This window comes from Spirochaetota bacterium (genome assembly GCA_004297825.1).
Classification (GTDB): Bacteria; Spirochaetota; UBA4802; order UBA4802; family UBA5368; genus FW300-bin19.
Window position 1 is genome coordinate 1 of the sequence record SCSX01000051.1, and the last position, 26,066, is coordinate 26,066.

Sequence of the window (26,066 nt, forward strand, 5' to 3'; positions counted from 1 at the left end):
CGTACTTCAACAGCTCTTAATGAGGCTATTTCAAGCGCATTTGCGTCAGTCTCGATTTCTGACATACTTTCATGGTTCGAATCTTGCGGCTACGTATTAATTAAATCGTGAAGTGCTATATAACTAATCATGGAAGTATAGCAAAAGATAGATTACTGGATGGATATGGCCGCGTATGATCTCGATACTGCCAGGGCCATGCTTGATGCAGGCAGATATCTTTATGTGGGATTCTTGTGCCATCAGACTGTTGAAAAAATGCTCAAGGCATATTATTGGAAATCGATTCACGATGAGCCTCCATATACGCATAACCTCCTGGTGCTCGCGGAAAAATCGAATCTAACACCGTTGCTACCCGGGGGAATGGACGGTCTTCTCAACCGATTGATGCCTCTCAATATTCAGGCGCGCTATCCGCAGGACAAGGATGAATTGCTGAAAATCCTTACATCGGAAGTTTGCGGCGAATTGCTAAAACGGACGGGGAAACTATCCGAGTGGATCAATCAGTTATTGAAAAAGTAACCCGGTATGCAGGCATTGTCAGGCAAACAATGCCGGTAAAAAAAATAATTCTTTACGGTTCATATGCTCGTGAAACCGAGCGTAAAGCCAGCGATATCGACATAGCCGTTATCGTTGACAGGATAGATAGGAATTTCCTTGAGTTGAGCGCGCGACTGTTTGAACTGGTCAGGGGAATCGATGTGCGCATTGAACCTGTCCTGCTTGACGAAAACCTGGATAAAAGCGGGTTTATAAAAAGTATATTGAAATATGGGGGAGAAATTAATTAGGGCGTGTAGTAGAAAACCCCCACCCGTCACGCTATCGCCCGGAAATAGTGAAAATGAAGTCCGTAGAAAAAACGTCTGAAAAAATCACACCCCATCATGGCGTCGGCCTGAATTAACGATACTGAACCCTTCCGAGTATTGACCTGGCTGGATTAACTAGAATATTATTCTCAAGAATCATCCTGTTTCATCGAGAATAGGCCGCAAAAAGCGTGATCGAAATGGAAAAATACCAATACGCGAGGGCAGGAGGCCCGAGCGGAAGGCTGCGCGCGAGTCACACAGGAAGTGTATCGCAGCGCGCGCACGCAGACGAGATCGTGAGCATAGACCCAGCCTCCCCGGTGCCTGAGGGGCGGGCTTCTTTGGCTACTTTCTTCCCCCGCAGGAAGAAAGTAGCGAAGCACGCACTCGCAGTGTGCGAACAAAACCCGCCGTGGGGCGTCACCTATGGCGCGTATTGGCGCATCAACCCGCCGTCATGCGAACCCGCCGGGAAATAAATGTATCAATCCCCCCGGATGTTTGAGGTGTACCCACAACGTTCGATGGCCGCTATTAATTATTCACCCGCACGCGCAAAAAAATATTTCGAATAAAAACATAACAGCGCTAAATTTATCCTGAAATAAATTTCCGCCGATACGTTTTTCTTTCCAATTGCTGTTGACATGGAGCGGAAATAAATTATCGTGGAATCAAGACGAGAGTACCATTAAGCGAGGAGGACGCACTTATGCCGCAGATAGATCTCAACGGAACGATGTACGACGTGGACGAGGACGGCTTTTTACAGGAGCCGGAAAAATGGAACGAAGCGGTGGCCAACGCCTTTGCGGCCATAGAAGGCGTAGGCGCGCTCACCGATGAGCACTGGAAGGTGATCAACTACCTGCGCACCTATTTTCAGGAAAACGGAATCGCGCCCATGGTGCGCAAGCTCACCAAGGACACCGGCGTGCAGTTGAAGCACATGTACGAACTTTTCCCGCAGGGGCCCGCGAACTCGGCATGTAAATGGGCCGGGCTTCCAAAACCCACCGGGTGCGTGTAGTCGGGCGACCATCGCGTATCGAATTCCATGGACGGTCACCCATTGAATTCGTTTCGTAAGGGAATAGCGATCGCCGGGCTCCGGGGCGGAAGCGGGAAGACCCTCATCTCCCTGGGTCTGCTCGCCGCGTTCGTCCGCAGGGGCCTGTCGATCGCTCCCTTTAAAAAAGGACCAGACTACATAGACCCGGCCTGGCTCTCGCTCGCCGCGGGCCGCGAGTGCCACAACCTCGACACCTACCTGCTCGATGAACGCACCGTAATTTCATCGTACCTGTCCCGCAACAATGAATGCACCTACGCGCTTGTCGAAGGAAACCGCGGTCTCTTCGATGGTTTCGATATCGAGGGCACCTATAGTTTCGCGAGCCTCGCAAAGGTGCTCGGAATTCCGGTCGTCATCGTGGTGGACAGCGCCAAGTCGAGCAGGACCGCCGCCGCGCTCGTGCGCGGCTGCCAGGTGTTCGACCCGGACCTGGCGGTGCGCGGCGTCATCCTCAACCGTGTGGCGGGCGAGCGGCACCGTTCCGTCGCGGCGGGGGCCATCGAGAAGTATTGCGGCATCCCGGTCCTGGGGGCCGTATCCCGGATCCCGGGCCTTGATCTCTCCGAGCGGCACCTGGGACTCTTCCCGGTCCAGGAGCACCCCGATCCGCGGCGCAGCATCGACATGGTCGTCTCCGCAATGGAGTCCGCGGTCGATATTGACGGCATCATCGCGCTCATGGACCGGTATGAATATCCCACTCGTTCCGTTGAGGCGGGCGCCCTTTCCATGGAGCGGCACGAACCGGAAACCTCCGCATCGGCGCCGGCGGTGGGCGTTATACGCGACAGCGCCTTCAATTTCTATTACCCTGAAAACCTTTCGGCGCTCACCGGCCACGGGGCGCGGCTCGTCTTTATCGACGCCCTGAAGGATAAAGCGCTTCCCGATGTGGGCGCCCTGTATATTGGCGGGGGCTTTCCCGAGACGCACGCCCGGGCGCTTGCCGATAACGAATCGCTGCGCAACGATATCCGCGCGGCGGTCGAGCGCGGACTGCCCGTCTACGCCGAGTGCGGCGGCCTCGAGTATCTTTCCGAAACGCTCGAGGTTGAGGGGACCCGCTACCCCATGGCGGGGGTGTTCCCGCTGCGGTTCAGCCTCTCGAAAAAACCGCAGGGCCACGGGTACACCGCCTTCACGGTGGACGCGGACAACCCGTATTTTCCCCGCGGTACCGCGGTGCGCGGGCACGAGTTCCGCTACTCGCGGCTCACCGAATCCCCTGCGGGAATTCGGACCGCGTTCAGGATGGATCGCGGCACGGGCCTGGCCGGCGGGCGCGACGGGATCATGCATAAAAACGTCCTCGCGACCTTCTGTCACACCCACGCGCTGGGCGCCAATGTCGCCTGGCCTGGAAATCTTGTCGCGCTGGCGCGGGAAAGAAAAAAGTGAGCGGCGCGATCCGAATCGCCATGGTGAGCTGCCGCGCGGTCGTGGGCGACACGGCGGGGAACGTCGCCGAGATGGAGCGCTGTCTCGATTTGCCGGACGCGCGCGGGGCCCATATCGTCTGCTTTCCCGAATGCTCGCTCACCGGGTACCTCGTCTCGGCGGACGCGGCGGACCTGGGCGAAACGATTCCGGGACCGCTCACCCGAAAGCTCGAAGCGGTTTGCGCGGCGCGGGGGATCGTGGTGATCGCCGGGATCGTCGAGCGCGCGAAGAGCGCGTGTTTCCTGACACAGGTTGTCGCGGGGCCCTCCGGCGTTATCGGCGCGTATCGAAAAATTCACCTGTCGGCGCGCGAGCTCGAATATTTTACGCCGGGCGGCGGCGTGCCGCTTTTTTCCTGGAAAGATTTTTCCTTCGGCATCGGCCTGTGCTACGACGCGCACTTCCCGGAGCTCGCCACGCTCTACGCACTCGCGGGGGCCGATATTATTTTTTATCCGCACGCCTCCCCGCCGCCGGAGACGCGGGATGAAAAACGCGCGCGCTGGCTTCGCTACCTGCCGGCCCGCGCCTATGACAACGGGGTGTACGCGGCGGCCTGCAACCAGTCCGGCGTCAACGGACGCGGCATGGCGTTCCAGGGCGTCAATCTCATCCTGGACCCGAAGGGACGGCTGGTGAGCGAGTCGAGCGGGGAGGGCGGAACGGTCGCGTCCGCAGAGCTGAGCCGCGAGGTTCTCCAGCGGGTACGGACCTCGGATCAGGGATTTTTCCTGGGGGGCCGGAGGCCCGATATTTACGGCGGGCTGGTCGAATAAAAATGAAAGCGCGGGAGACATGAGTCCCCCGCGCCCCTGGCCGCGTGTTACCTAAAAGCGAAACTGCATCGACGACCGGTACGACTCGGTCGCCATCGTGAAATCGTCGACATGGTCCTCGGTGAATTCGATTCCCGTGAGCGTGAAAAATCTTTCCCAGCCGATGCGCTCGATCCATTCACCGATACGCTCGTACTTGCGCGAATGGGCCATGAAGACCTCGATGATGTGCTTGAGCGTATCGGTCACCTCCGGCCAGCGCGGCGGGTTGTTGGGCAGGAACGATACCGCGAGCCGCGAGAACATGGGCGACTTGCGCGCGTTCGAGACCTTGCCGCCCACGAAAATGGCGAGCCCGTCGCCGTCGGCGTCCGAAAGCGGCATCGCCGGGCACACGGTATAGCAGTTGCCGCAGTACATGCACCGCTCGCGGTTCACGACGACCCCTTCGCCGTCAGGATTCTTGCGTATCGCGCCCGTGGGGCACGACTTGATTGTCGACGGGATCTCGCATATGCTGGGCACCCGGCTGTTGTCGACCTTGGGGGGCTTGGTGTGAACCCCCACCACGGCGAGGTCCGAGCAATGGACGGCGCCGCACATGTTGATGCAGCAGGCCACGGCGATGCGGATCTTCGACGAGAGCCTGAACTCCGTGAAGTATTCGTACAGCTCGTCCATGATCGCCTTGACGAGCCCGGAGGCGTCGGTCGCGGCGCTGTGGCAGTGGACCCAGCCCTGCGTGTGGATGACGTTAGAGATGCAGTCGCCGATACCGCCCACCGGCAGGCCCAGCTTTTTCGCCGCCGCGACGATGCCGTCGACATTCTCCTTTTTAGGGGTCATGAATTCCACGTTCGCGCGGCTCGTGAATCTTAAAAAACCGTCGCACCACTCGTCCGCGATGGTGCAGAGATCGCGGACGAAATCGACGCTTATGAGGCGGGGTGAGCCCACCCTCACGGTGTAGAGCGCGTCGCCGCCCAGCGCCGTATGGCGCATAACGCCCGGCCGCAGTATTTCGTGATGCTTCCACTGCCCGTAGTTCGCCTTGATCGTCTCCGGGAGCATCGTGCGGAAATCGGGGGGGCCTATATCGGTTCGTGCCATGTGTATGTCCTCCTGGATTATTATCGGTTGTAGAATACGAACGGGTTCGAGCGCGGATGCTTTACCATCTGCGGGACGGGTTTGATGCCCAGCGCCTTGAGGAATTCCTTGAGGCCCATGCGCGCGATCGTTTCGGCGATGCGCTCGCGGTTCCTGCCGTGCTCGTCCCACCATTCCCATATCTTCGCGAGAAGGTCCTTGATCTCGGTGTAGGGCGGCTTGATCTCGATGAACGGAACCAGCACCCAGGAAAGGAACGCGCCCTTGAGGATGGGCGCCTTGCCTCCCACCAGAATGGTCGCTCCCCGCTGCTTCCCGATCTTTATGGCCTTCGTGAGCTTGTTGACGCAGTGCATGCAGCGCACGCACTCCTCGGGGCGCACGGTGAGGGTCGTGGTCTTTTCGTCGAACGAGAGCGAGCTTCCCGGGCAGCGGTCGACGAAGTCCTTCTGCATGTCGATGCCCTTGGCAACGTACTTCTTGATCTCCTCGTTGTCGATGACGATGCTGTCGCGCCAGGTCCCTATGAGGGTGAAATCGGAGCGGGCAATCGCGGCCACGCAGTCGTTGGGGCAGCCGGACGCCTTGATCTTGAATTTATACGGCCACCGCGGACGGTGAAGCTCGTCCTGGAAGGCGTGCGTGACGTCGTTAATGAAATCGAGCGTATCGAAACAGGCCCATTCGCAGCGCGCGGGCCCTACGCATCCCGTGGGCGTCCGCAGGCAGGAGCCTGATCCGCCCAGGTCGAAGCCGGCGTCGGAGAGCTCGTTGAAGCAGGGCTGCACGTTTTCCGTCCTGGTCCCCAGCAGTATGATGTCGCCGGTGGAGCCGTGGAAGTTCGTGATGCCGCTTCCCTGTTTCTCCCATATGTCGCAGATCTTGCGGAGCGATTTCGTATCATAGAACCACCCGGCGGGGTGATTCACCCGCACGGTATGGAACTGTTCCGCGGCGGGGAAGGCGTTGGGAATATCGGAATAGCGCCCGATCACGCCCCCGCCGTATCCAATGACGCCGACGATCCCCCCATGCTTCCAGTGGGTTACTTTTTCCTTGTAGGACAGCTCGACGATTCCGAGCAAATCCCTGGCGGCGGGGCTTTTTTCGGCCGCCCGTTTGATCTCTTTAACGAAACTGGGCCACCTGCCTTGCTCCAGGTCGTCTAACAACGGGGTTGTAGACATGGGCACCCTCCATTTACGATATTTGGGTAAGCATAGCGCTGATTTATTGAATGTCAAGCTTTCGATAAGGGTAGCGCCGGCATAATGAATGTCAATTAAAAAATGAATGGTATTCATTTTTTTATTGACACAAGAAATATGTGCTATAAATGCTATACTCATGCTGGAACTTCACAATGATATGGCGGTGCGCGTCCGGGAATTGAGTGGTGTCGTGTCGGCACCGTGGCGGGCTATGCTCAATGCCTCCCCGGTTTCGTCCGCGGGCGGGGGTGAATCCGCGCGGTTTCTCAACCCGCGGGGGGCGATCGTGGACGCGGCCGTCGATTCGGTACTGGGCTGCCTCGCGGGGGTAACGGATCCCGAGGCGCTCGGCAATGCGCTCGAGCCCTATATGAAGCTCCAGGCGCTGGAGGCCCAATCCGATGTCAAGGCCACCGAGTTTCTCGTTACGCTGAAGGCGCTTTTTCGCGATGCGGTGGAAATCGTCGGGAGGGCGGATATGCAGGAAGCGGCGCGCGTAATCGAACGGAGCCTGGACGAAATGATCGCCCTCGCCGCCGGGATGTATTGGAAAAACAGGCGCCTGCTGGTCGAGTTGCGGAACGCCGAGGAGCGGCGTATCGCGGTTCGCAATTTGAAGAATGAGAATGAATCGTCGCAGCCCGATGGAGCGTCGTCCCGATGATGATAGCATTCGCCATAACCGTGGTTTCCGCAATCGCGTTCGCCGCCTGGATCGGCGCCGGGCAGGGGCTGCAATCGGTCATGGGAATCGCGCTGCCCTACGCGGGGCTGTCGCTGTTCCTGGCCGGAATGCTCTACCGGGTAATCCGCTGGGTGAAAACGCCGGTCCCCTTCAACATCTCCGTGACCTGCGGGCAGCAGCGCTCGCTTCCCTGGGTTCGCCCGGAACCGCTCGACAACCCGCACAATTCCCTGTATACCTCGGCGCGCATGCTCGTTGAGACGTTCCTGTTCCGCTCCCTGTTCCGCAACACGCGTGCCGGTCGAAACGGAGCCGTCATCGTCTACGGTTCGGATAAGTGGCTCTGGCTCGGGTCGATGGCGTTCCACTGGATGCTGCTGGTAATATCGGTCCGCCACCTGAGACTTTTCATCGAGCCGGTGCCGGCGTGGATCGACGCCTTCCAGCAGGTCGATGGAATTTTCAGCCTGGGGCTGCCCCCCCTGCTCATAAGCAATGTCATTATCGCCGCCGCGCTCGCGTACCTATTCATGCGCCGCGTCGTCAACCGTAAGATCGCGTCGCTGTCGCTCTTCCAGGATTATTTCCTGCTCGCGCTCGTCGCGGCGGTCGTGCTGTCGGGCATGTACGTGAGATATTTCGGCAGGGTCGATCTGCTCGCCGTGAAGCAATTCGCGATCGGCCTGCTTTCCTTCCAGCCGGTCCTGCCCGCGGGGGCGGCGCCGTTTTTCTACATGCATGTGGTCCTGGTTTCGGTCCTGGCCGCGGCGATCCCGGCAAGCAAGATCGTGCACCTGGCGGGGATATTCTTTTCGCCCACGCGCAACAGCGCCGCCGACAGCCGGCGCCGGCGCCACGTGAATCCCTGGAACCCGCCGGTCGCGGTGCACACCTACGAAGAATGGGAAGACGAGTTCAGGGACAGGCTCGTGAAATCAGGATACGCCGTGGAGCGTGACGAACATGGCTGAAAAATATCTCCCCGGGGATCTGCAAGTAATAGAAGCGCCCTCTTCGCGCGCGTGGTACGACCTTCCCGTCCCCATGAAGAAGGGAACCTACAGCCACGCGGGTACGCCAAAACACGCCGCGTACCTGGGCCTGCCGAACGTGCGTGAGTGGCAGCCGCACAACGAGGACTGGAAGCTGCCGGATGACTGGAAGGAAATTTTATTGAAGGGAATGCGGGAACGGCTCGGGAAATTCCGCTCATTCCGGCTCTTCATGGAGATGTGCGTGCGGTGCGGCGCCTGCGCCGACAAGTGCCATTTTTACCTGGGGACGGGCGATCCCCGCAACATGCCGGTCCTGCGCGCCGAGCTCCTGCGCTCCGTGTACCGGGGCGAGTTTACCCTGTCCGGGAGGCTGTTCGGCAGGCTCGTGGGGGCGCGCCGTCTCACCGAGAGCGTGGTCAAGGAATGGTTCTACTATTTCTACCAGTGCACCGAGTGCCGGCGCTGTGCGGTCTACTGCCCGTACGGCATCGACACCGCCGAGATCACCATGATGGGCCGCGAGCTCCTCAACCTCGTCGGCGTGAACATCAACTGGATCGTGGAACCTGCGTCCAATTGCTTCCGGACCGGAAATCACCTCGGGCTCCAGCCGCACACCATCCGCGACAATATCGAGTTCGCGGTCGATGAGATAAAAGGGATCACCGGCGTCACCGTCGAGCCTTCCATAAACCGCAAGGGCGCCGAGCTTCTCTTCGTCATCCCGTCCGCCGATATCTTCGCCGATCCGCATATCTACACCTTCTACGGGTACCTGATGCTCCTTCACGAGTTGGGGATCGACTACACGTTCAGCGCGTACGCGTCGGAGGGGGGGAATTTCGGGCTCTTCCATTCCAACGAGCTCATGAAGCGCCTGAACGCGAAGATCTACGCGGAGGCGCGCCGGCTGGGCGTGAAATGGATACTGGGCGGCGAGTGCGGGCACATGTGGCGCGTGCTGCACCAGTACATGGATACGATGAACGGCCCGGCGGATTTCCTCGAGGTGCCGGCGTCCCCGGTGACGGGGACGGTATTCGAAAACGCGCGCTCGACGAAGATGGTGCACGTATGCGAATTCACGGCGGATCTCATCCATCACGGGAAGGTGAGGCTCGATCCCTCCCGCAACGACCGCCTGCGGGTCACCTACCACGATTCATGCAATCCCGCGCGGTCGATGGGCCTCTTCGACGAACCGCGCGCGATCATACGCGCGAGCTGCAATAATTTTTTCGAGATGCCCGAACAAACCATCCGCGAGCACACCTTCTGCTGCGGCAGCGGGTCGGGCATAGGTACGGATGAAAACCTTGAAATCCGGCTCCGGGGAGGGCTTCCGCGTGCGCAGGCCGTCAGCCACGTGCGCGAGCGCCACGACGTCAACACGCTTGCCTGTATCTGCGCGATCGATAAGGCGACGCTCCCCACGCTCCTGAATTTCTGGGTCCCCGGCGTGGAGGTTTACGGCGTCCATGAGCTCGTGGGAGACGCCCTCGTGATGCGCGGGGAATCGCCGCGCGCGACGACGCTCCGGGGCGAACCCCTCGCGGAGGAAACCAATGCGGGGGAATGAGCGCGTGAAGAAAATCGCAATCGTATTTTTTTGGGCGTCGATACTCTCCGTTCCCCTCTGGTGGAATCTCGTCCGGGGAACCGTGCGGGAGCTTCCCCGGCCCGAGATGCCGGTCGACGTAAAGGAATGCGTACTCCCCGCCGCCGAAATGCGGGCAAACCATATGAATCTGCTGATCGCGTGGCGTGAGGACGCGGTCAGGCGCGGCGACCGCGCGCCGATCACGGTAAACGGCACGCTATTTGAAAAAAGCCTTACGGGAACATGCCTTGCCTGTCACCGGAAGAAGGACGCCTTCTGCGACCGCTGTCACAATGCGGTCGCGTCACATCCGGCATGTTTCGATTGTCACAGCGATTCCGCGGGGGCCCGGCCATGAACAGGACACGGAGGGAATTCATACGAACCGCGCTGGAGCGCGGGCTCGTCGTTATCGGCGGGACGGCGTTCGCGGCCCTTTCCTGCAAGGACATCTTCACGGACGACGGGCTCAAAACGCACACCGGAAAACGCTGGGGCATGGCCGTCGATCTCCTGAAGTGCATGAAAAAGGAATCCTGCGTCGATTGCATCGCGGCGTGCCACCTGGGTCACAATGTGCCCGATATAAAAGAAGTAAAGCACGCCATAACCTGGATATGGAAGGACGAATTCGAGCGCGTACTGCCGAACGTGCACGACGAATACTCCCCGCCCGCCGCGCGGCACGCCGGCACGATTCTCTTGTGCAACCACTGCGCGAATCCTCCCTGCGTGCGGGTGTGCCCGGCACGGGCCACGTGGAAGCGCGAGGATGGCATCGTCGTGATCGACCAGCATCGCTGTATCGGCTGCCGGTACTGCATGGCGGCATGCCCGTACGGCTCGCGCAGCTTCAACTGGAGCGATCCGCGTAAATTCCTGGCGAAGGAGCGCATCACACCCGCGTACCCCACCCGCACGAAGGGTACCGTCGAGAAGTGCGAATTTTGCGTCGAGCGCGTCGACCGGGGGCAGGGGCTTCTCTGCGTGGGCGCCTGCAAGGAAAAGGCGCTGCTCTTTGGCGACCTGAATGACCCGAAATCCGAAGTGCGCGCGGCGATGACGGGACGCACGGCGCTGCGCCGGAAATCCGAGCTGGGAACCGGCCCGGCCGTGTACTATCTCCTGTGAGGACGGAATGTTCGAAAAAGCGTTACACGGTTCACGACGATACTGGATGCTTCTTGCCACGCTGGGAATCATAATTACGGCGGGGGCGATCGCGTACCGATTCCAGCTCCGGGAGGGACTGGCGCTTACCGGCCTGTCGAGAAGCGTCTCGTGGGGACTCTACATCGCCCAGTTCACCTTTCTCGTCGGGGTCGCCGCATCCGCGGTGACGGTGGTTCTTCCTTATTACATTCACGATTACAAGACGTTCGGGAAAATCACCATCCTGGGGGAATTTCTCGCCGTGCCCTCGGTCATCATGTGCCTGGTATTCATCCTCGTGGACCTGGGACAGCCGTTCAGGGTTTTCCATGTGATCATGTACCCGTCGCTTTCGTCCCTCATGTTCTGGGACACCGTCGTGCTGGGCATGTACCTCGTGCTCAACATCGTCATCGGGTGGACGGTGATATCGGCGGAATATAAAAGAACGGCGCCTCCCGCCTGGGTGAAACCGCTCATATACCTCTCGATTCCCTGGGCGATCAGCATTCACACGGTGACCGCGTTTCTCTACGCCGGCCTGCCCGGCAGGGACCTCTGGCTCACCGCGATCACGGGGGCCCGCTTTCTCGCGTCGGCCTTTTCTTCCGGCCCCGCGCTCCTGGTGCTCCTGTGCGGCATGTCGCGCCGATTCACCGGTTTCGATCCGGGGGAGCGCGCGGAGCGGTCGCTTGCCGTGATAATCACCTACGCGTTCAGCGCGCACGTCTTTTTTATCGTCCTCGAGTTCTTCACCGCGTTCTACAGCGGGATCCCGGCGCAGCGGGCGTCGCTGGCCCACCTGTACTGGGGATGGGGCGATCCGGGCAGTCTCACGATCTTCACCTGGGTCTCGATCGCCCTCGGGTTTGGCGCGCTCGGCGTCCTGTATTCGCCCGCGCGGCGGCGGGACGGCTGGCTCCTGGCGGCGGTAACCGCGATTTTTATTTCGGTGTGGCTTGAAAAGGGGCTGGGTTTCGTCGTGGGCGGATTCATCCCCGATCCCTTGGAGCACGTCGCCGTGTATCGGCCCACGGCCGTCGAGTCGTTCATCGCGGCGGGGGTGTGGGCGGCGGGAATTCTCGTGCTGGTCATACTTTTTAAAATCACGTCAGGGGTACGCGCCCAGGCGCAGCGGTGACACGGAGGAAGCATGTCTGAATATATCTGGCTTATCGCCACGTACGCCTCAATCGGGATTTTCGCGCTGGGAATGGCGGTGCGCGTCGTGCGCATCGCCCGGCTGCCGCTGCATTTGCGCTGGGAGCTCGCGCCCGTGCCCCATGAGCGCGATAAACACGAATACGGCGGCTCCTTCCTGGAGGAGCCCGACTGGTGGATGAAGCCGCGGGAACGCTCCCGGATGAACGAGCTCCTGTTTATGCTCAAGGAAATATTTTTCCTGCACGCGGTAAGGAAGAACAACAGGCGGATATGGCCCTTCTCGCTGGCGTTCCACACCGGCCTGTATTGTCTCTTTTTCATGGCCTGCCTCCTCGTCGCGTCCGCGGCCATGAGCGCCGCCGGTTACGCCGCGCCGGCCGCCCTCATCGAAACGCCCGCCGGCATCCTGGGCGGGGCGGCCTATCTCCTGGGAAGCATGGGCGCGCTGGGGATGCTGGTCCTGCGCGGCCTCGACCGTGACCTGCGTTCCTACTCGGGGCTTCCCGCGTATCTGAACCTCGCGGTGCTCTTTGTCCTTTTCGCAAGCGGCGGGTTCGGCATGATCATCGAGGACGGGTTCATCGGCGAGATGCAGCGATTTATTAACGCCGCGATGCTGGCGCGTCCGGGCCTCGCCTTGTATCATGCGGCGGCGATTCACCTGGGGGCCGGGTTGTTTTTCCTCGCGCTGCTTCCATTCACCTCCATGGTGCATTTCGCGGCGAAATTCTTCACGTATCATACCGTCCTGTGGGACGACAGGCGGATGGACGCCGCCATGGAAAAGGAAGTGGGCGCGCTCCTGGGCCAGCCGGTCGGCTGGAAATCGAGCCACCTGGGCGCCGACGGAACTAAGAACTGGATCGACGTGGTGAAAGGGGAATAGCGCTTATGAAGCCGACACGCATAAAGAATATCTCGAAGATTACCAGGGAGCCGCTGAGCGCGAACGAGATCGACGATCTCGTTCCCCTGCCGCCGCCCTATGACCGGGTCGAGGACCAGCCCGGGTGGAAGCAGCTCACGGGCGAACAGCGCGAAGCGTATGCGTGCGACCTGGACGGCGTCGTCGCCCTGTCGCTCCCGAAACCAAAAAATGCGGAAGAAGAAAAGCAGGTCGTCGATTCGTTCGTTTCAGGGCTGCGCAAGCTCCTCTCAAAGGAAAACAACTGGACCTTCTTGCAGCCGCTTACGCTTACCCTCGATTACTGCGCCCGCTGCCAGACCTGCGCGCAGTCTTGCCCGGTATACCAGGAGAGCGGCGGAAACGAAATCTACAGGCCCACGTACCGGTCCGAGATATTCCGCCGCCTCGTGAAGAAGTATACCAAGAGAGGCGGCGCTCTCCTCGCGAAGCTCAAGCGGGAAGACATCGATCTCAACTGGACCACCATAAGCCGGCTGTACGAGCTCAGCTACCGGTGCACCATGTGCAGGCGATGCGCCCAGGCGTGCCCCATGGGACTCGACAACGGGCTGATAACCCATGAGTTGCGAAAGCTTTTCAGCCAGGAACTGGGCTGGGCCCCGCGCGAGCTTCACGAGAAGGGAACCGTCCAGCAGCTTACGGTCGGGTCCTCCACGGGCATGAAGCCCGCCGTGGTCAGGGACAATATTTCTTTCATGGACGAGGACCTGTCCGAAGAGTTGGGCATCAAGATAGAGACGCCGTGGGACGTGGAAGGGGCGGACGTGCTCCTCATCCACAACGCGGGCGAGATTCTCGCCTGGCCGGAGAACCCGGCGGCCTTCGCGATAATCCTGAACGCGGCGGGGGTGAAATGGACGCTCTCGAGTGAAGCGCCGGCGTACGACGGCGTGAACTACGGCCTCTTCTACGACGACTTCCAGCTCGCCCGCATCGTGACGCGGCACATGGAGGTCGCGAAAAAACTGGGGGTCAAAAAGGTGATCATGGGCGAGTGCGGCCACCAGCACAAGGCCATGATGACGATCGCGGACCGCATTCTTACGGGCAATCTCAACATACCCCGTGAAAGCTCCCTCACCTTCATCGAGGACATCGTCGCGAGCGGCAGGATCGCCCTCGATCCGTCCAGGAACGATTTCCCGGTAACGCTGCACGATCCCTGCAACATCGTCCGCAACCTGGGAATCGTGGAGCCGCAGCGCAGGATACTGCGAAAAATCTGCCCGCGGTTTCGCGAGATGGAGCCGCACGGCGTGAACAATTACTGCTGCGGGGGAGGCGGCGGCGCCGCGATCATGTCGCAGCATAACTTCAAGGATTGGCGCGTGAGTGTGTCGGGCAGGATGAAATTCAGGCAGATACTCGAAGCGTTCTCGGATTCACCCGGGCCCGAAATAAAGAAATACGTTTGCGCGCCCTGCTCGAACTGCAAGGGACAGATCAGGGACATCTTCGAGTACTACGGCGCGCAGGAGAAATCCGGTCTTACCTACGGCGGGTTGGTCGAGCTCATCGTCAACGCGATGCCGGAAATAAAGACTCCCTACATCAAGTGGGACGTCACGTAGGAATTAACAGGGATATACAGGATATTCAGGATTGGTATAATGATGGGACAGGCTAATCCCTGTCCATCCTGTCAATCCCTGTTAAAATGCCTTGGAGGGTGCGTGCAGGCGGGAGGTTACTTTTTGGCGACCAGCGTGTCCATGAAATTATCCAGGGCGTACTGGACGACCTTCCGGTAGCTCTCTTTCTGTAAAATAGTGGTTTCCATTTTCCTGAACTGGATGAGGCCGTTCAGCGCGCCCCAGAGCCACATGGTATGCTTCCTGGTGTCGACCTTTTTGAATTCCCCCGAATCTATCCCCGCCTCGATTACGCCGGCGCAATACTCGATAATCCTTGCCCCGATTTTATCTATCCTGTTTTTAAGGCGTTTCGGGAAAAACTGTTCGGATGTCGAGAGAAAGTAGGTGATGACGTCGTAATAATTGGCGTGCTTTTCGCTGAAATCGATATAGGCGCTGCTTATCGCCCTGACCCTTTCCTGGTGGGACGTGACGGCGGATACGGCGAGGGCGATCTGCTGGTTCAAAAGCTCCAGTCCTTCCTCCTGGAGGGCCGCGAAAATATCCTCCTTGTTCTCGAAGTAGAGATATATCGTGCCCACGCTCAATTCCGCGAGTTTTGCTATCTGGTTTACCGTGGTCGCGTGCAGGCCTTTTTTAAGCAGGAGCGTCCTGGCCACACCTAAAATATGCTCCTTTCGCGCCTCTTTTTCGCGTTCCCTTCTTTCCTGCGATCCCATATTCCGTGCCTTGAGTAATAGTGCTTCGATTTGAGGTCTGATATTTTCCGCGTATGGTTCCATTCCGGCAAGCCTTTTATCATGACCGGTTGCCGTCGCGATGCGGCGATGAAACCGGTTCTCGCATCCGCCGGGGACCGATACGCCGGTCGAAAAATCGGGCCGGGAGCAGCTAGACCCCCGGCCTTGTGCACGCCCGAAACTATTCTATTTCAAGCACGACCTTTTCCACCTTGGCAAAATCGCGCGTGTAGAAGAATGAACCGGCAAAAAAGAGCGCCGCCGCCACCAGGAGGAATCCCGGCAGTATCGTGAGCGCGAATTGTATGTCATACGCGTCCGATATCGAACCTATGACGATGGGGCCCAGGGACGATCCCAGCAGGTTCTGCACGATGGCGCAGATCGCGTAGGAAACCGCGCGAAGCCCCGGATGGACCACGTCCTGGGTGACGGCCGCTGCCGCAGGCAGGAACGCAACGATCACGAGGCCCGCGAAGAGAATGAACACGTACTGGATGTTTCCCTCGAACACGGAAAAGGCCAGGAACAGGATCACCGCGGTGATAATCGCCACTATGGCCGAAAATAAAAGCCTGGCATTGTGCCGTTTCTTCATCCACAAGTCCGCGAGCAGCCCGCCCAGCGGCGAACCGATAAGCGCAAGGAGCATCACGGATCCGCCCTTGATGCCCGCCTGGGACTCAGGCAATCCGTGCACGCGCTGGAAAAACGTCGGAAGCCAGACGATGAGCGAGGTGGTCACGAAGGTCATGCCCGCGAATCCGAAATACGTGAGCACGAGCGATGGCGTGTTGATGAATTCATGGAATATGTCCTTGAAGCCCATGCGTGCCTTCGCGTCCTTGTTCGCGTCGACGGTCTTGACCAGGTTTACGGTCTTGTAATCCTTCACGAAGAAGAACAGGATTGCCACGATGAGCCCGGGCAGGGCCACGATGCCGAAGGCGTGCCGCCAGCCCCAGTTCGTCGCGATTATGCCCCCCAGCGCGATGCCCACAGCGCTTCCCAGCGGAATGGACGCGTTCCATATCCCCATCATCCGCGAGCGCTTTTCCTCCGGGTAGAGGCCCGAGAGCATCGCCGTACCGCCGGGCGCGTACCCGGCTTCGCCAATGCCGATAATCGTGCGCGTCGCGAAAAGCTGGGTGAAGCTTTTGGTGAGCGCGCACACCGCGGTCGCGATGCTCCATACGACCGCCATGAGGCCAATGGTCTTTTTGCGGCTCCAGCGGTCGACGAGAATGGAAACGGGGATGGTGAAGATGATGATGGACCAGTAGACGGCCGACACCATCATGCCGCACTGGGCGTCGGAAAGCCCCCAGTCCGCCTTGAGGAACGGGAAGAGTGAGGTTACCACCATCCGGTCGACGTAGTCGAAAAAGTAGAGGAGAAACAGGAGAATGAAAACGTACGTCGTGTAGCCTTTTGAGAGCTTGTATTCACGGGACACCTGCTGATCGCTCATTCCGCCTCCTGTGAGTTTGGGTATCAAACCGCCCGGGTGCGCGCGGCGGTTTTCTTTTTCAAGTCAGCGCATGTTTCCGCACCCGCGTATTATGCCTTGTATCCCCCGAGGTTGGCCAGGGCGACGCTGCCGGGACTGATAACCGACGGGTCCACCATGACGTTGACGCATGCCGTCTTCCCCGACGCGAAGGCCGCCTCGATCGCCGGACGGATGTCTTCCGGTTTTTCGACATACGCGCCAAACCCTCCCAGGGCCTCGACCATCTTCTCGTAATGGACATGCCCCAGGTCCGTGCCGTCCTTGATCGCATGGCCCAGGCGAAGCTGCTGGCTGTGGGCGATCATGCCCCACAGGGTGTCGTTTGCCACGACCACCACGATGGGAAGATTGTTCCTGATCGCCGTATGAAATTCCATGAAGTTGAATCCCACCGAACCGTCGCCAATCACCAGGAGCACCCGCTTACCGGGATTGAGGAGCTTCGCGGCGTTGGCGTACGGCAGGCCCACCGCGAGACAGCCATAAAGGCCGTAGTCGAGATAATGGCCGGCCTTCCGCACCGTGCGGGTCATCCCCATCCAGGTGGCCGTGTCGCCGCCGTCCGATACGACGATGTCGTCTTCGCGGTCCATGTAATCGTCGATCTCGCGGGCGAGGCGCAGGGGATGTATGGGCATTTCCGCCTTTTCCCACATCGGTTGGGCCTGGGCCTTCCCCTCGGCATCGGATTTTTTAATGAACTCGAGCCAGGGCGTGTATTGCTGCTGCAGCGTCGGGCCGACCTTGCGTTCGTCCACGATGCGTACGAGCTCGGCAAGCATCGCCTTGACGTCGCTCACCACGCCCAGGTCCACGGAGCGGTTGCGGCCTATTTCCTCGGCCTCGATGTCCACCTGGATGAACTTGGCCGCCTTGCTGAAGATGTCGCCGAAAATATAGAAGAGCGAAAGCCGGGATCCCAGGAAAAGCACCAGGTCGGCCCCCATGTTACCCATGAGCGACGCGCCCGGACGGATTGCCAGGGACGATTCGAAGCACAGGGGATGCGTGTCGGGAATGACGCCCCGCCCGCCGCCCAGGGTGAACGCGGGAATGCCGGTTTTTTCCACGAAGGAGACGAGCTCCGGGCCGGCGTCGGAATACCATGCCCCGCTTCCCGCGATGATGATGGGATTCTTCGCGCCTTTAAGAAGGTCGATGATTTTCCCGGCGCTCTCGCAATCCACGCTGCGGGAGGTGACGGTGCTTTCGTATCTGCGTACCTTGGTCATGTCGGCGGTCGCGTTGAGCATGTCGCAGGGAAGCTCAAGGTAGACCGGCCCCGGCCTGCCCTGGGTCGCATAGCGGAACGCCATGTCGATGAATTCCGGAACCCTTTCGGCGTTATGGCAGACCAGGGCCTTCTTGACCATGGGCGCGATAACGGGGAGCTGGGTCATATCCTGAAGATCGAGTTTTTCCGCGGTTTCCAGTCCCACGCAGCCGGCGATGAGGATGATCGGCGCGTTCGAGAGGCGCGCGCTCGCGATCCCGGAAAGGGCGTTGGTGAAGCCCGGCCCCGCGGTGACCATCGCCACGGCCGGCTTCCGCGTCATGCGCGCGTAGGCCTCGGCCATGAAGACCGCCGCCTGTTCGTGCCGCGTGGCGAAGATTTTCACGCTGGTGTTTTCCAGGAACTGGTAAATGGGGGTGATATGACCGCCGCTGATCGAAAAAATGTGCTTCACGCCGCGATCGATGAGTGCTTCTGCCGCTAATTGTCCGCCGATGATTTTTTCCATGGGTATCTCCTGCACATTATTTTAAAACTTCATCGGATATGTAAACCACTATCCGCTCACGTTCACAATTGCCCTGGCCGTTTCGCGCGCGATCTGCCGTTCCTCGTTCGCCGGCACGACAAGCGCCCGTATGCTGCTTCCGGGCGCTGTAATGATTTCGTCTCCCCGTTCGTTCGCCGCGGCGTCGAGAATAAGGCCGCAATAGCCGAAATGCCCCAGGACCCGCCCGCGCAGATACGCGGAATTCTCGCCGATCCCGCCGGAAAAGACGATTGCGTCGACCCCGCCCATCTCCGCGGTGTAGGAGCCTATGAGACAGACGATGCGGTTGATCAGGATGTCGCTCGCGCGCCGCGCCGCCGCGTCGCCCGCCCGCGCCCGTTCCTCGATGATCTTGTAGTCGCTGCTTATCCCCGACACCCCGAGCAGGCCGGATTTCCTGTTGATCATGGCCTGGATCGCCTCGGGCGCGTAACCGCGCTTCATCAGGAAAAAAATTATTTCCGGATCGAACGAACCGCTCCGTGTCCCCATGGGCAGCCCTTCCAGGGGGGTGAACCCCATGGAGGTGTCGACGCTCTCTCCCTTCTTCACCGCGCACACGCTCTGGCCGTTTCCCAGGTGACAGGTGATGATATTGAGGTCGCCGGAATCGCGCCCCAGGATTTCGGACGCGCGCAGCGCGATATGGGCATGGTTCGAACCGTGGAATCCGTATTTCCTGATGCCGAATTTCGTATACAATTCGTAGGGAAGCCCGTACAGGTATACCGATTCGGGTATCGTCCGGTGAAAGGCCGTATCGAACACGGCGAAGTGCGGCACACGGGGGAGGGGGTCCGATAACGCCTTAATGCAGGTGAGCGCCACCGGGTTGTGAAGCGGGGCGAGCACGGAAATCTCCTCGATATATCCCAGCACCTCCGGCGTGATCAGTGTCGCGCCGGAGAACCGCTCGCCGCCGTGCACGATACGGTGCCCGATCGCGGCGATGTCCCCTTCATCCTTCACGAAACCGCGCTCCCTGAGTATGCCGAGCATGTCCATGATCGCTGCCCCGTGATCGGAGTTCGCGATCGTCGCGGTTTCATCCCGGCCGTCAACGCTGATCTTCCTTACGGTAGAAGGCTTCGCGGCGATATCACCGATCTCGAGGTAGTGGCCCCGGATGATGACATCGCCGGAATCGCCGTCATTGAGCTGGAATTTCAGCGAGCTGCTTCCCGCGTTGATGACCAGGATGTTCATCGCGAACAGTGCGTGTCCCTACACCATGCTCAGGTGCTTGTACTTGGGAAGATACCGCACCGCCGGCTTGAACGCGTCCCTGCGGAACGGCTCCGCGAGCACCTTCTCGCCTCCCTCTATGACGGCGTTGATGACGACCGGCTTGCCGCATTTCACGGCTTCCTTGACCACGTCCTTGACGTCGGCGTAGTTGTCGACCTTGAAGCCGACGGCGCCCATATCCTTCGCGATCTGGGCGTAATCGGGATTAGTCAATAAATCAGCCCCGACGAACCGGCTCTTGAAGAAGTCGATCTGGTTCTTTTTCTCGGCGCCCCACTCATGGTTGTTGAAGACGACGGCGATTACGGGGATGTTCTCCCTGACGGCCGTCATGACCTCGCTCAAACCGCTGATCCCGTACGCGCCGTCCCCCTGCAGGGCGAACACCGGCGAGGAGGGCGCTCCCATCTTCGCGCCCAGCGCGGCGCCGTAGGCGAAGCCGCAGTTTCCCCAGGAGAGGGCCGATAAATGCTGCCGCGATCCCGTGAATTTTAAATAGCTGTTGCAGATGGAGGAATTGTTGCCTATGTCCGTGGCGACGATTGACCCGGCCGGGATCGCGTCGGTCAGCTCCTTGATGAAACGCCGGGGGTGCATCAGCGCGCTGGTCGATGAGGACCAGGCGTCGAGCTCGTCCTTCCAGATCCCTTTTTCCTTTGTAATATCGGCGAGGCGCGCGGCGTCTTTCTGGCGTTTCTGGTCGATCGTTTTCAGGGCCGCCAGCAGTTCCTTCGCGAATTCGCGCGCGTCGGCGAGGATGCCCAGGTCGATCTTTTTCGAGATGCCCAGCTGCGTGCCATCGCAATCGACCTGGATGAGCGTCGCGTTTTTGGGCCAGTAGTCGATATCATACTGGGGCAGGGTGCCAAAGGGCCCCAGCCTCGTACCCAGCGCGAGGACGACATCGGCCTTCGCGATGCATCTCATGGCAGCCTTCGATCCGCAGTAGCCGATAGGCCCCACGGCGAGCTCGTGGCCGGCCGGGAAGGTGTCGTTGTGCAGGTAGGTGTTCACCACCGGGGCGGTCAGGTACTCGGCGAGCGCCCCCGTTTCCGCATGGGCATTGGCCATGGAAACGCCGCCGCCGGCGAGGATGACCGGGTATTTCGCCTTCGCGAGCATCTCGGCGGCCTTCTTTATCTGGTCGTCCGTACCGCTTCCGTAATGGACGTCATCGGTCTTGAAGATATCGCAGTTGATGTCCCCGTAGAAATAGTCCCGGGGGATGTTGAGCTGGGTGGGCCCGCACAGGAGCTTGGCCATATAGAAGCAGCGGCGCGTCAGTTCGGCCATGCGCTCCGGACGGTTCACGCGAACCTGGTACTTGGTGCATTTTTCGAACCAGGGCATCTGGTCGAGCTCCTGGAACCCTCCCGTGCCGATACCCATGCTCCCGGTCTCGGGCGTGATCGCGACGACGGGCGAATGCGCCCAGAACGCTGCCGTTACGGCCGAAATGAAATTTGCCGCGCCCGGCCCGTTCTGCCCGATGCAGGTCTGGGGTTTGCCGGTCACCCTCGCGTAGCCGTCCGCGGCATGGGCCGCCGCCTGTTCATGCGCTACGGATATAAAGCGAATGCCCGCCGCGGGAAAGAGGTCCAGGGCGTCCATGTAGGCGCTTCCAACGATACCGAAGATGTCTTTAATGCCTTCAGCGGCAAGGGTTTCTACAAAAGCCTCCGACGGGGTCATTTTTGTCATAAAGCCTCCAACTGGGGATCAAGTATTGAATAATATTCAATATGTGAACTATATTCAGTGGCCAATTGGTGTCAATGGTTTTTTTATAAAATTTTGGTCGAAATGGGGGGCGAGAGGCGATCGTTCGTATGACATTACAGGGTCCCGGGTAATCCGTGCGAAACAGCGGGAAAAATAAAAGAGAGAGGGTATGGCCTCTCTCTTTTCCGACAGGCAACCCCTTGCGAGGGCACGCCCAATCCACTCTATTTCTTCGTGATGATAAACTCCTCTTCCCCGCCGCTCGACTTCGTCTTCACCCGGTCGCTCGCGATCTCGATCATCACGCCGTTCATGTTGTCGTCATAATAAACGATCTTGTTGTTCGTCCGGACCATCGTAAAGACGTGCTCGGTGCCGAACCAGCCGGCGTATTTGAATACCACCTTGTTTCCCTCGTGACGGACTACGAGCGCTTCCCCGAGGTTGATCGAGCCGTCCTTGTTCTTGTTGATCATGGTGTCCTTCCAGAAGCCGGGGATGCTCGCGCCGGACCCCACGTTCACTATCTGTGATTTGGACCACCCCTCGAACATGCCGTGCGGATCGTAGGTGATCCTGTCGTTTTCGACGGTGATATCCTGGTCGCTCGAGAGTATCCCGCCCTTGAAGCGGGCGTTGTTATCCTTCATTTCGATCTCGGTCTTCGACGAGAAGAGGCCGCCGAAATCGATCGTGAGCTTCGATCCTTCCTTGATGAACTTCGTATCGGACGAGAAAAATCCGCGCCCCTTGCGTACGATCGTGAAGTCCTGGTCCTTCCTGATCCCCAGGAGCTGGAAAAGGTTGAGTGAAAGGTTCATGTTCGCGTCCAGGAAGAGGCCGTTGCCCATATCGACGCCCAAGTAATGATACGGCACGGGCACCTGGTAGGTTTCGGTGCGGGTCGTGGTTTGCCCCTTCGAGTCGGTCGAGCTGACGGTCCTCGTGTGCGAGGTAAACTGCCGCTGGAGATCCACCCTGAGCAGCATCACGTCGTAGGCGATGTCTATCTTCTGCGGTTCAAGCTTGACGAGATCGGCCGGTGCGGGAATGTCGCTTTTGCTGAGCGTGGCGCAGCCGGATACTATCAGCAATGCGGCGAAGAATAAGATTAATGCTTTCCTCATGATTAAACTCCTGAAAAGTGTTTGATTTTAATAAGTTGATATTCTATTCATTTCCGTATGTCAATTATTTTCCGGAAGGACGAGCGCCGTTTCCGGGAAAACGCGGCATCGGCTTCGTTCGAGGCGGTATCGGACACGGGAGTGAAGTCCGAATCGCGGAGTGCGTACGTCGCAGTATGCGCCGTGAAATCGCCGCGAGATGAATCGGCATCCATTCGCGCATAACGGCTTTGGGGAGACTCTATGAAAATATCGGACACGCTGATTAAATTAGTCGTTATCCTCTCTATCGCCTCGATGAACGCCTGCATGGCGACTTCGACGGCGGTGCCGCTCGATCGCCTGGACGAGGGCGCGTCGATCGAGGGAGTATGGCAGGACGTCAAGTGGGGCGACCTCGTCACGGTGCGCGCGGAAAACGGCGGGTACAGGGTCGCGGCGGTTATCGACAGCCAGAGCGCTGAGGAATTTTCCATCCAGTCCTCGTCGTGGGACGGCAAAACGCTCTCCTACATGTACACGATTCCCTCCAACAAGACCACCGTGATCGCCTCGATAGGGACGCTCAAGGGCGAATACCTCGCGGGAAAATGGAGGCTGGACGACAACACCAACTCCGGCGAATTCAAGTGCAAAAAGCTCATGACCGGCGTCGCGGCGGCCGCGCGCAGGGACGACGCGGGAAAGAAGGAGATCGACCGGCTCCTGGGAAAGATATACCAGGTCAAGGGGGATCTCGTCGTGATCGCCTCCGCATCCATGGCGCAGGTGAGGCCGCATGACATCGTGTACGTGTATATCGACGGACAGAAGGCCCGGCTCAAGGTGCTCTTTCCCATGATGACGATCGCGAAGTGCGCGCTCGATCCGGAGGACGCGCGGTTCAAGGACATGCTCGCGGCCGGAATGCCGGTGTACCGATAACACCCGCCGTATGACGGGGCGCGTTGCTTTTCATGCGGATTTAGAGGAGCGGTTTTATTCTTGATTTTCATTTTCTTTCATGAATTATATCGGTCAGCATAAAATATATTATCGATTGGAATGAGGATTCACTGATGAAATTGTCGTTGGGAACGAGTCCGCTGCCCGGAAGGCGTATGACTTCTTTTTGCCTGGTGCTATTACTATCTTTGCTCGCAGGGAGCGTGGAATATCGTAAAGCACATGCAGGAGACGCCAAGAAAAAACTGTATATTTCCACTGTAAAGACAGACGGGGTTCCATTGAAACTGGCGGCAGAGGTGCGCGAAGGCCTTAAACTCGCAATCATAGAGCGGTATGGGCATGAATATTATGTAATGGATGACGAAGCAGTGAAGGTGATGTACAAACAGGCCGAAAAAATCATGATCGCCGGCTGCGGCGCGGAGTCCTGTATTCAGCAGATTGCAGACGCAATCAACGCCGATGAAATCATTTACGGAGATTTACGCGGAGAGGGAGGGAATCTCACGCTCGTCCTGAACTGCCTCACACGCGATCCAAAGTCCTTTGCCATCAGCACGAAATCGATGGTTAAGGAGGGTTTTACAGAGAAGCTTCTTCCTCATTTTGTACGCGAGGCGGCGGCCAAACTTGTCGACCCTGCGTATACAATGAAGAAACCCCGCGAGGAGGTATTTAAGGGCGCAATTTCCTTAAAAGGGATCGAGGTGGATACGCAAAGGGGTGTTGATATCACCGTTCTAAATTTCAATTCTACCGATGAATCCGTACAAAAAATACTTGGCTACACGAAAGAACTCATGCAGGAAGGCGATATACTGTTTAAAGACGGTAACTACAAAAAAGCAGCCAAACAATACGTGTCAATACTCGATCGTATCCGTTCCAAGCTCACGGAAGAAAGCCAGAAGAAGATGGCGGAATTTACCGAAGGTGCGAAGCGACGTGCCGATGCATCGTACGCGATGCTTTATAAGGCGGAAATAGAAGAGGTCGATAGCGCATTACAATCCGAGATGAAAGCCGATGAATCGTTTCTTGAGAATATATTGGAAGAATACGGCAAGGTTCGCCAAAGAATAATTGCTGACATTCCGGCTTATGCACGGGGTGATGCGATTTCCGGAATATTGAAAACGATCGAGGGACGCGAAGATGCCGCGTGCAAAGCAATGGTAGTGCTGTTCGAAAAGCAGGGAGACGTCCATTATCACGAATACCGATTTGCAGACGCGCTGGAAAGTTATCAAAAGGGACGCTCATACGGAAATCGCGTTCGCGACGAGGCGGCTAAGTTGGAAATAACCGCAAAACTTTCTGAAAAAACCAGAACAGTCAATGGAACAGGTAGAAGCTTTGTTCAGAATCGAATAAAAACTCTCGCCGACCTGGCTGAATTCTATAACTTCAAAGATGAGACATCGGAAGCGAAGGGCGCGCTTAAAGAAGCGCGAAAACTTATTACCGGGACTTTTCAAGTTTTCGCAACACGCGAAGCCGTCGCCGCGTTTAACACTATTTCAAGGGTAATTGGAACGGATGAAATCACTCGCGATGATATGCCTGAAGCCTGGGATACCAATATTGCCGAGAAGCGATTGTCACGACAGTTACAAGCGGAAAAAACAAGCTCTGGAATACGCACGATAAATCCATTGAACATCAAAGTTAAAACGATCGGTGATATTGAGTTTGTGTTTATACCGGGAGGAATTTATATTATGGGGGGAGCTAATCTCAATGAAAAACCGCAGCACCGGGTTGCGGTAAAGGATTTCTGGATGAGTAAATTCGAACTGACCCAGAAGCAATACCGTTCAACCATTGGAGTCGACCCTTGTAACAATTCGAATTATGGAATAGGTGACGACTATCCAGTTCACTTTATCAACTGGAGCGACGCGAAGTCATTTTGCGATATATGGAGTGCAAAGTATAATATGGTCGTGAGGCTTCCGAGCGAGGCCGAATGGGAATACGCCTGTAATGCCGGTGGGCAGAATACGTACTTCTGGGGAAATGAGATGGACGGCGAGTACTGCTGGTATTCCGGAAACTCAGGCAGGCAAACACACCCCGTAGGTACCAGAAGGTCAAACATATGGGGACTCTACGACATGAACGGAAATGTTTGGGAATGGTGCGGTGACTGGTATGGTGACAAATACTACAGTGACAGTCCGGAACAAAATCCACAAGGTCCGGCTGATGGAAAATATAGAATTTTGCGTGGAGGCTCGTGGGGCAGCCACGACGTAATTACACGCTCGGCATATCGACACTGGAGCGATCCAAACAGCAAAGGTGGTGATATTGGTTTTCGAATCGTGAGTCCGGGCCCCTGATTGAATTCTATTTGACCTCGCCTCCGCTCTCTGAAATCCTTCCCAAGAACTTTTTTTCCGGAGCGCGCCGCGCCCCTTCGAATA

At 58.3% G+C, this 26,066-nt stretch carries 23 protein-coding genes; 15 read left to right on the forward strand and 8 right to left on the reverse strand.

What is annotated here, in order from left to right; translation table 11 throughout:
* The first annotated feature begins 147 nt into the window (after positions 1–147).
* The 5 genes from EPN93_10490 to EPN93_10510 all read left to right on the forward strand — a co-directional run bounded on the left by EPN93_10490 (position 148) and on the right by EPN93_10510 (position 4,115).
* Positions 148–528, forward strand: coding sequence for a HEPN domain-containing protein (locus EPN93_10490; protein ID TAL35310.1), 381 nt, complete (start codon positions 148–150; stop codon positions 526–528).
* A 29-nt stretch (positions 529–557) separates the two neighbouring features.
* Positions 558–800, forward strand: a complete 243-nt coding sequence (locus tag EPN93_10495) for a nucleotidyltransferase domain-containing protein (protein TAL35311.1) — start codon at positions 558–560, stop codon at positions 798–800.
* Between the two features lie 736 nt (positions 801–1,536).
* Positions 1,537–1,854 carry a TusE/DsrC/DsvC family sulfur relay protein gene (gene tusE / locus EPN93_10500; GenBank protein TAL35312.1) on the forward strand — a complete coding sequence of 106 codons (318 nt, stop codon included), beginning with the start codon at positions 1,537–1,539 and terminating at the stop codon, positions 1,852–1,854.
* A gap of 27 nt (positions 1,855–1,881) precedes the next feature.
* Positions 1,882–3,297 carry a cobyrinate a,c-diamide synthase gene (locus EPN93_10505; GenBank protein ID TAL35313.1) on the forward strand — a complete coding sequence of 472 codons (1,416 nt, stop codon included), beginning with the start codon at positions 1,882–1,884 and terminating at the stop codon, positions 3,295–3,297.
* Positions 3,294–4,115, forward strand: coding sequence for a nitrilase (locus EPN93_10510; protein TAL35314.1), 822 nt, complete (start codon positions 3,294–3,296; stop codon positions 4,113–4,115). The genes EPN93_10505 and EPN93_10510 overlap by 4 nt, the downstream gene beginning before the upstream one ends.
* Positions 4,116–4,166: 51 nt before the next feature.
* On the opposite strand, the gene dsrB is transcribed toward EPN93_10510, so the two are convergent.
* Together dsrB and dsrA are read right to left on the reverse strand one after the other, a co-directional pair.
* On the reverse strand, positions 4,167–5,225 hold the full coding sequence (gene dsrB, locus EPN93_10515) for a dissimilatory-type sulfite reductase subunit beta (GenBank protein ID TAL35315.1): 1,059 nt from the start codon (positions 5,223–5,225) through the stop codon (positions 4,167–4,169).
* 20 nt (positions 5,226–5,245) lie between these two features.
* Positions 5,246–6,412 (reverse strand): dissimilatory-type sulfite reductase subunit alpha, encoded by a 1,167-nt coding sequence (gene dsrA / locus EPN93_10520; protein TAL35316.1) that lies wholly within the window; start codon positions 6,410–6,412, stop codon positions 5,246–5,248.
* Positions 6,413–6,593: 181 nt separating this feature from the next.
* On the opposite strand from dsrA, the gene EPN93_10525 reads away from it, so the two are divergent.
* The 8 genes from EPN93_10525 to EPN93_10560 are packed head-to-tail and all read left to right on the forward strand — an operon-like array spanning position 6,594 to position 14,531.
* Positions 6,594–7,100 carry a hypothetical protein gene (locus tag EPN93_10525; protein TAL35317.1) on the forward strand — a complete coding sequence of 169 codons (507 nt, stop codon included), beginning with the start codon at positions 6,594–6,596 and terminating at the stop codon, positions 7,098–7,100.
* Positions 7,097–8,092, forward strand: coding sequence for a menaquinol oxidoreductase (locus EPN93_10530; GenBank protein ID TAL35318.1), 996 nt, complete (start codon positions 7,097–7,099; stop codon positions 8,090–8,092). The genes EPN93_10525 and EPN93_10530 overlap by 4 nt, the downstream gene beginning before the upstream one ends.
* Complete coding sequence (locus tag EPN93_10535) at positions 8,085–9,695, forward strand: (Fe-S)-binding protein (GenBank protein ID TAL35319.1); 1,611 nt, start codon at positions 8,085–8,087, stop codon at positions 9,693–9,695. The genes EPN93_10530 and EPN93_10535 overlap by 8 nt, the downstream gene beginning before the upstream one ends.
* Positions 9,682–10,074 carry a cytochrome C gene (locus EPN93_10540; GenBank protein ID TAL35320.1) on the forward strand — a complete coding sequence of 131 codons (393 nt, stop codon included), beginning with the start codon at positions 9,682–9,684 and terminating at the stop codon, positions 10,072–10,074. Before EPN93_10535 ends, EPN93_10540 begins: the two co-directional genes overlap by 14 nt.
* Positions 10,071–10,847 (forward strand): 4Fe-4S dicluster domain-containing protein, encoded by a 777-nt coding sequence (locus EPN93_10545; GenBank protein TAL35321.1) that lies wholly within the window; start codon positions 10,071–10,073, stop codon positions 10,845–10,847. Before EPN93_10540 ends, EPN93_10545 begins: the two co-directional genes overlap by 4 nt.
* A gap of 7 nt (positions 10,848–10,854) precedes the next feature.
* Entirely contained in the window at positions 10,855–12,009 is a 1,155-nt protein-coding gene (locus tag EPN93_10550; protein TAL35322.1) for a menaquinol oxidoreductase, read from the forward strand.
* Between the two features lie 12 nt (positions 12,010–12,021).
* Positions 12,022–12,918: a hypothetical protein gene (locus tag EPN93_10555; protein ID TAL35323.1), complete on the forward strand. Its 897-nt coding sequence runs from the start codon at positions 12,022–12,024 to the stop codon at positions 12,916–12,918.
* A 5-nt stretch (positions 12,919–12,923) separates the two neighbouring features.
* Entirely contained in the window at positions 12,924–14,531 is a 1,608-nt protein-coding gene (locus tag EPN93_10560) for a (Fe-S)-binding protein (protein TAL35324.1), read from the forward strand.
* Between the two features lie 116 nt (positions 14,532–14,647).
* On the opposite strand, the gene EPN93_10565 is transcribed toward EPN93_10560, so the two are convergent.
* The 6 genes from EPN93_10565 to EPN93_10590 all read right to left on the reverse strand — a co-directional run bounded on the left by EPN93_10565 (position 14,648) and on the right by EPN93_10590 (position 22,689).
* On the reverse strand, positions 14,648–15,337 hold the full coding sequence (locus EPN93_10565; GenBank protein ID TAL35325.1) for a TetR/AcrR family transcriptional regulator: 690 nt from the start codon (positions 15,335–15,337) through the stop codon (positions 14,648–14,650).
* A 139-nt stretch (positions 15,338–15,476) separates the two neighbouring features.
* Complete coding sequence (locus tag EPN93_10570) at positions 15,477–16,766, reverse strand: MFS transporter (GenBank protein ID TAL35326.1); 1,290 nt, start codon at positions 16,764–16,766, stop codon at positions 15,477–15,479.
* An 89-nt stretch (positions 16,767–16,855) separates the two neighbouring features.
* Positions 16,856–18,550 carry a thiamine pyrophosphate-binding protein gene (locus tag EPN93_10575; GenBank protein TAL35327.1) on the reverse strand — a complete coding sequence of 565 codons (1,695 nt, stop codon included), beginning with the start codon at positions 18,548–18,550 and terminating at the stop codon, positions 16,856–16,858.
* Between the two features lie 48 nt (positions 18,551–18,598).
* Positions 18,599–19,798, reverse strand: a complete 1,200-nt coding sequence (locus tag EPN93_10580; protein ID TAL35328.1) for an acetate/propionate family kinase — start codon at positions 19,796–19,798, stop codon at positions 18,599–18,601.
* Positions 19,799–19,816: 18 nt separating this feature from the next.
* Positions 19,817–21,541 (reverse strand): sulfoacetaldehyde acetyltransferase, encoded by a 1,725-nt coding sequence (gene xsc, locus EPN93_10585; GenBank protein ID TAL35329.1) that lies wholly within the window; start codon positions 21,539–21,541, stop codon positions 19,817–19,819.
* A 245-nt stretch (positions 21,542–21,786) separates the two neighbouring features.
* Entirely contained in the window at positions 21,787–22,689 is a 903-nt protein-coding gene (locus EPN93_10590) for a hypothetical protein (protein TAL35330.1), read from the reverse strand.
* Between the two features lie 243 nt (positions 22,690–22,932).
* Between EPN93_10590 and EPN93_10595 the strand changes: the two genes are divergently transcribed.
* On the forward strand, positions 22,933–23,613 hold the full coding sequence (locus tag EPN93_10595) for a hypothetical protein (protein ID TAL35331.1): 681 nt from the start codon (positions 22,933–22,935) through the stop codon (positions 23,611–23,613).
* Between the two features lie 134 nt (positions 23,614–23,747).
* On the forward strand, positions 23,748–25,982 hold the full coding sequence (locus EPN93_10600; protein ID TAL35332.1) for a formylglycine-generating enzyme family protein: 2,235 nt from the start codon (positions 23,748–23,750) through the stop codon (positions 25,980–25,982).
* Positions 25,983–26,066: the final 84 nt, after the last annotated feature.

What these genes read in the sequence shown, in the direction of transcription:
- EPN93_10495 (TAL35311.1), top strand. Translation starts at nt 558, where the DNA reads ATGCCGGTAAAAAAAATAATTCTTTACGGTTCATATGCTCGTGAAACC.
- tusE (TAL35312.1), top strand. Translation starts at nt 1,537, where the DNA reads ATGCCGCAGATAGATCTCAACGGAACGATGTACGACGTGGACGAGGAC.
- EPN93_10505 (TAL35313.1), top strand. Translation starts at nt 1,882, where the DNA reads ATGGACGGTCACCCATTGAATTCGTTTCGTAAGGGAATAGCGATCGCC.
- dsrB (TAL35315.1), bottom strand. Translation starts at nt 5,225, where the DNA reads ATGGCACGAACCGATATAGGCCCCCCCGATTTCCGCACGATGCTCCCG.
- dsrA (TAL35316.1), bottom strand. Translation starts at nt 6,412, where the DNA reads ATGTCTACAACCCCGTTGTTAGACGACCTGGAGCAAGGCAGGTGGCCC.
- EPN93_10525 (TAL35317.1), top strand. Translation starts at nt 6,594, where the DNA reads ATGGCGGTGCGCGTCCGGGAATTGAGTGGTGTCGTGTCGGCACCGTGG.
- EPN93_10530 (TAL35318.1), top strand. Translation starts at nt 7,097, where the DNA reads ATGATGATAGCATTCGCCATAACCGTGGTTTCCGCAATCGCGTTCGCC.
- EPN93_10535 (TAL35319.1), top strand. Translation starts at nt 8,085, where the DNA reads ATGGCTGAAAAATATCTCCCCGGGGATCTGCAAGTAATAGAAGCGCCC.
- EPN93_10540 (TAL35320.1), top strand. Translation starts at nt 9,682, where the DNA reads ATGCGGGGGAATGAGCGCGTGAAGAAAATCGCAATCGTATTTTTTTGG.
- EPN93_10545 (TAL35321.1), top strand. Translation starts at nt 10,071, where the DNA reads ATGAACAGGACACGGAGGGAATTCATACGAACCGCGCTGGAGCGCGGG.
- EPN93_10550 (TAL35322.1), top strand. Translation starts at nt 10,855, where the DNA reads ATGTTCGAAAAAGCGTTACACGGTTCACGACGATACTGGATGCTTCTT.
- EPN93_10555 (TAL35323.1), top strand. Translation starts at nt 12,022, where the DNA reads ATGTCTGAATATATCTGGCTTATCGCCACGTACGCCTCAATCGGGATT.
- EPN93_10560 (TAL35324.1), top strand. Translation starts at nt 12,924, where the DNA reads ATGAAGCCGACACGCATAAAGAATATCTCGAAGATTACCAGGGAGCCG.
- EPN93_10565 (TAL35325.1), bottom strand. Translation starts at nt 15,337, where the DNA reads ATGGAACCATACGCGGAAAATATCAGACCTCAAATCGAAGCACTATTA.
- EPN93_10570 (TAL35326.1), bottom strand. Translation starts at nt 16,766, where the DNA reads ATGAGCGATCAGCAGGTGTCCCGTGAATACAAGCTCTCAAAAGGCTAC.
- EPN93_10575 (TAL35327.1), bottom strand. Translation starts at nt 18,550, where the DNA reads ATGGAAAAAATCATCGGCGGACAATTAGCGGCAGAAGCACTCATCGAT.
- EPN93_10580 (TAL35328.1), bottom strand. Translation starts at nt 19,798, where the DNA reads ATGAACATCCTGGTCATCAACGCGGGAAGCAGCTCGCTGAAATTCCAG.
- xsc (TAL35329.1), bottom strand. Translation starts at nt 21,541, where the DNA reads ATGACAAAAATGACCCCGTCGGAGGCTTTTGTAGAAACCCTTGCCGCT.
- EPN93_10590 (TAL35330.1), bottom strand. Translation starts at nt 22,689, where the DNA reads ATGAGGAAAGCATTAATCTTATTCTTCGCCGCATTGCTGATAGTATCC.
- EPN93_10595 (TAL35331.1), top strand. Translation starts at nt 22,933, where the DNA reads ATGAAAATATCGGACACGCTGATTAAATTAGTCGTTATCCTCTCTATC.
- EPN93_10600 (TAL35332.1), top strand. Translation starts at nt 23,748, where the DNA reads ATGAAATTGTCGTTGGGAACGAGTCCGCTGCCCGGAAGGCGTATGACT.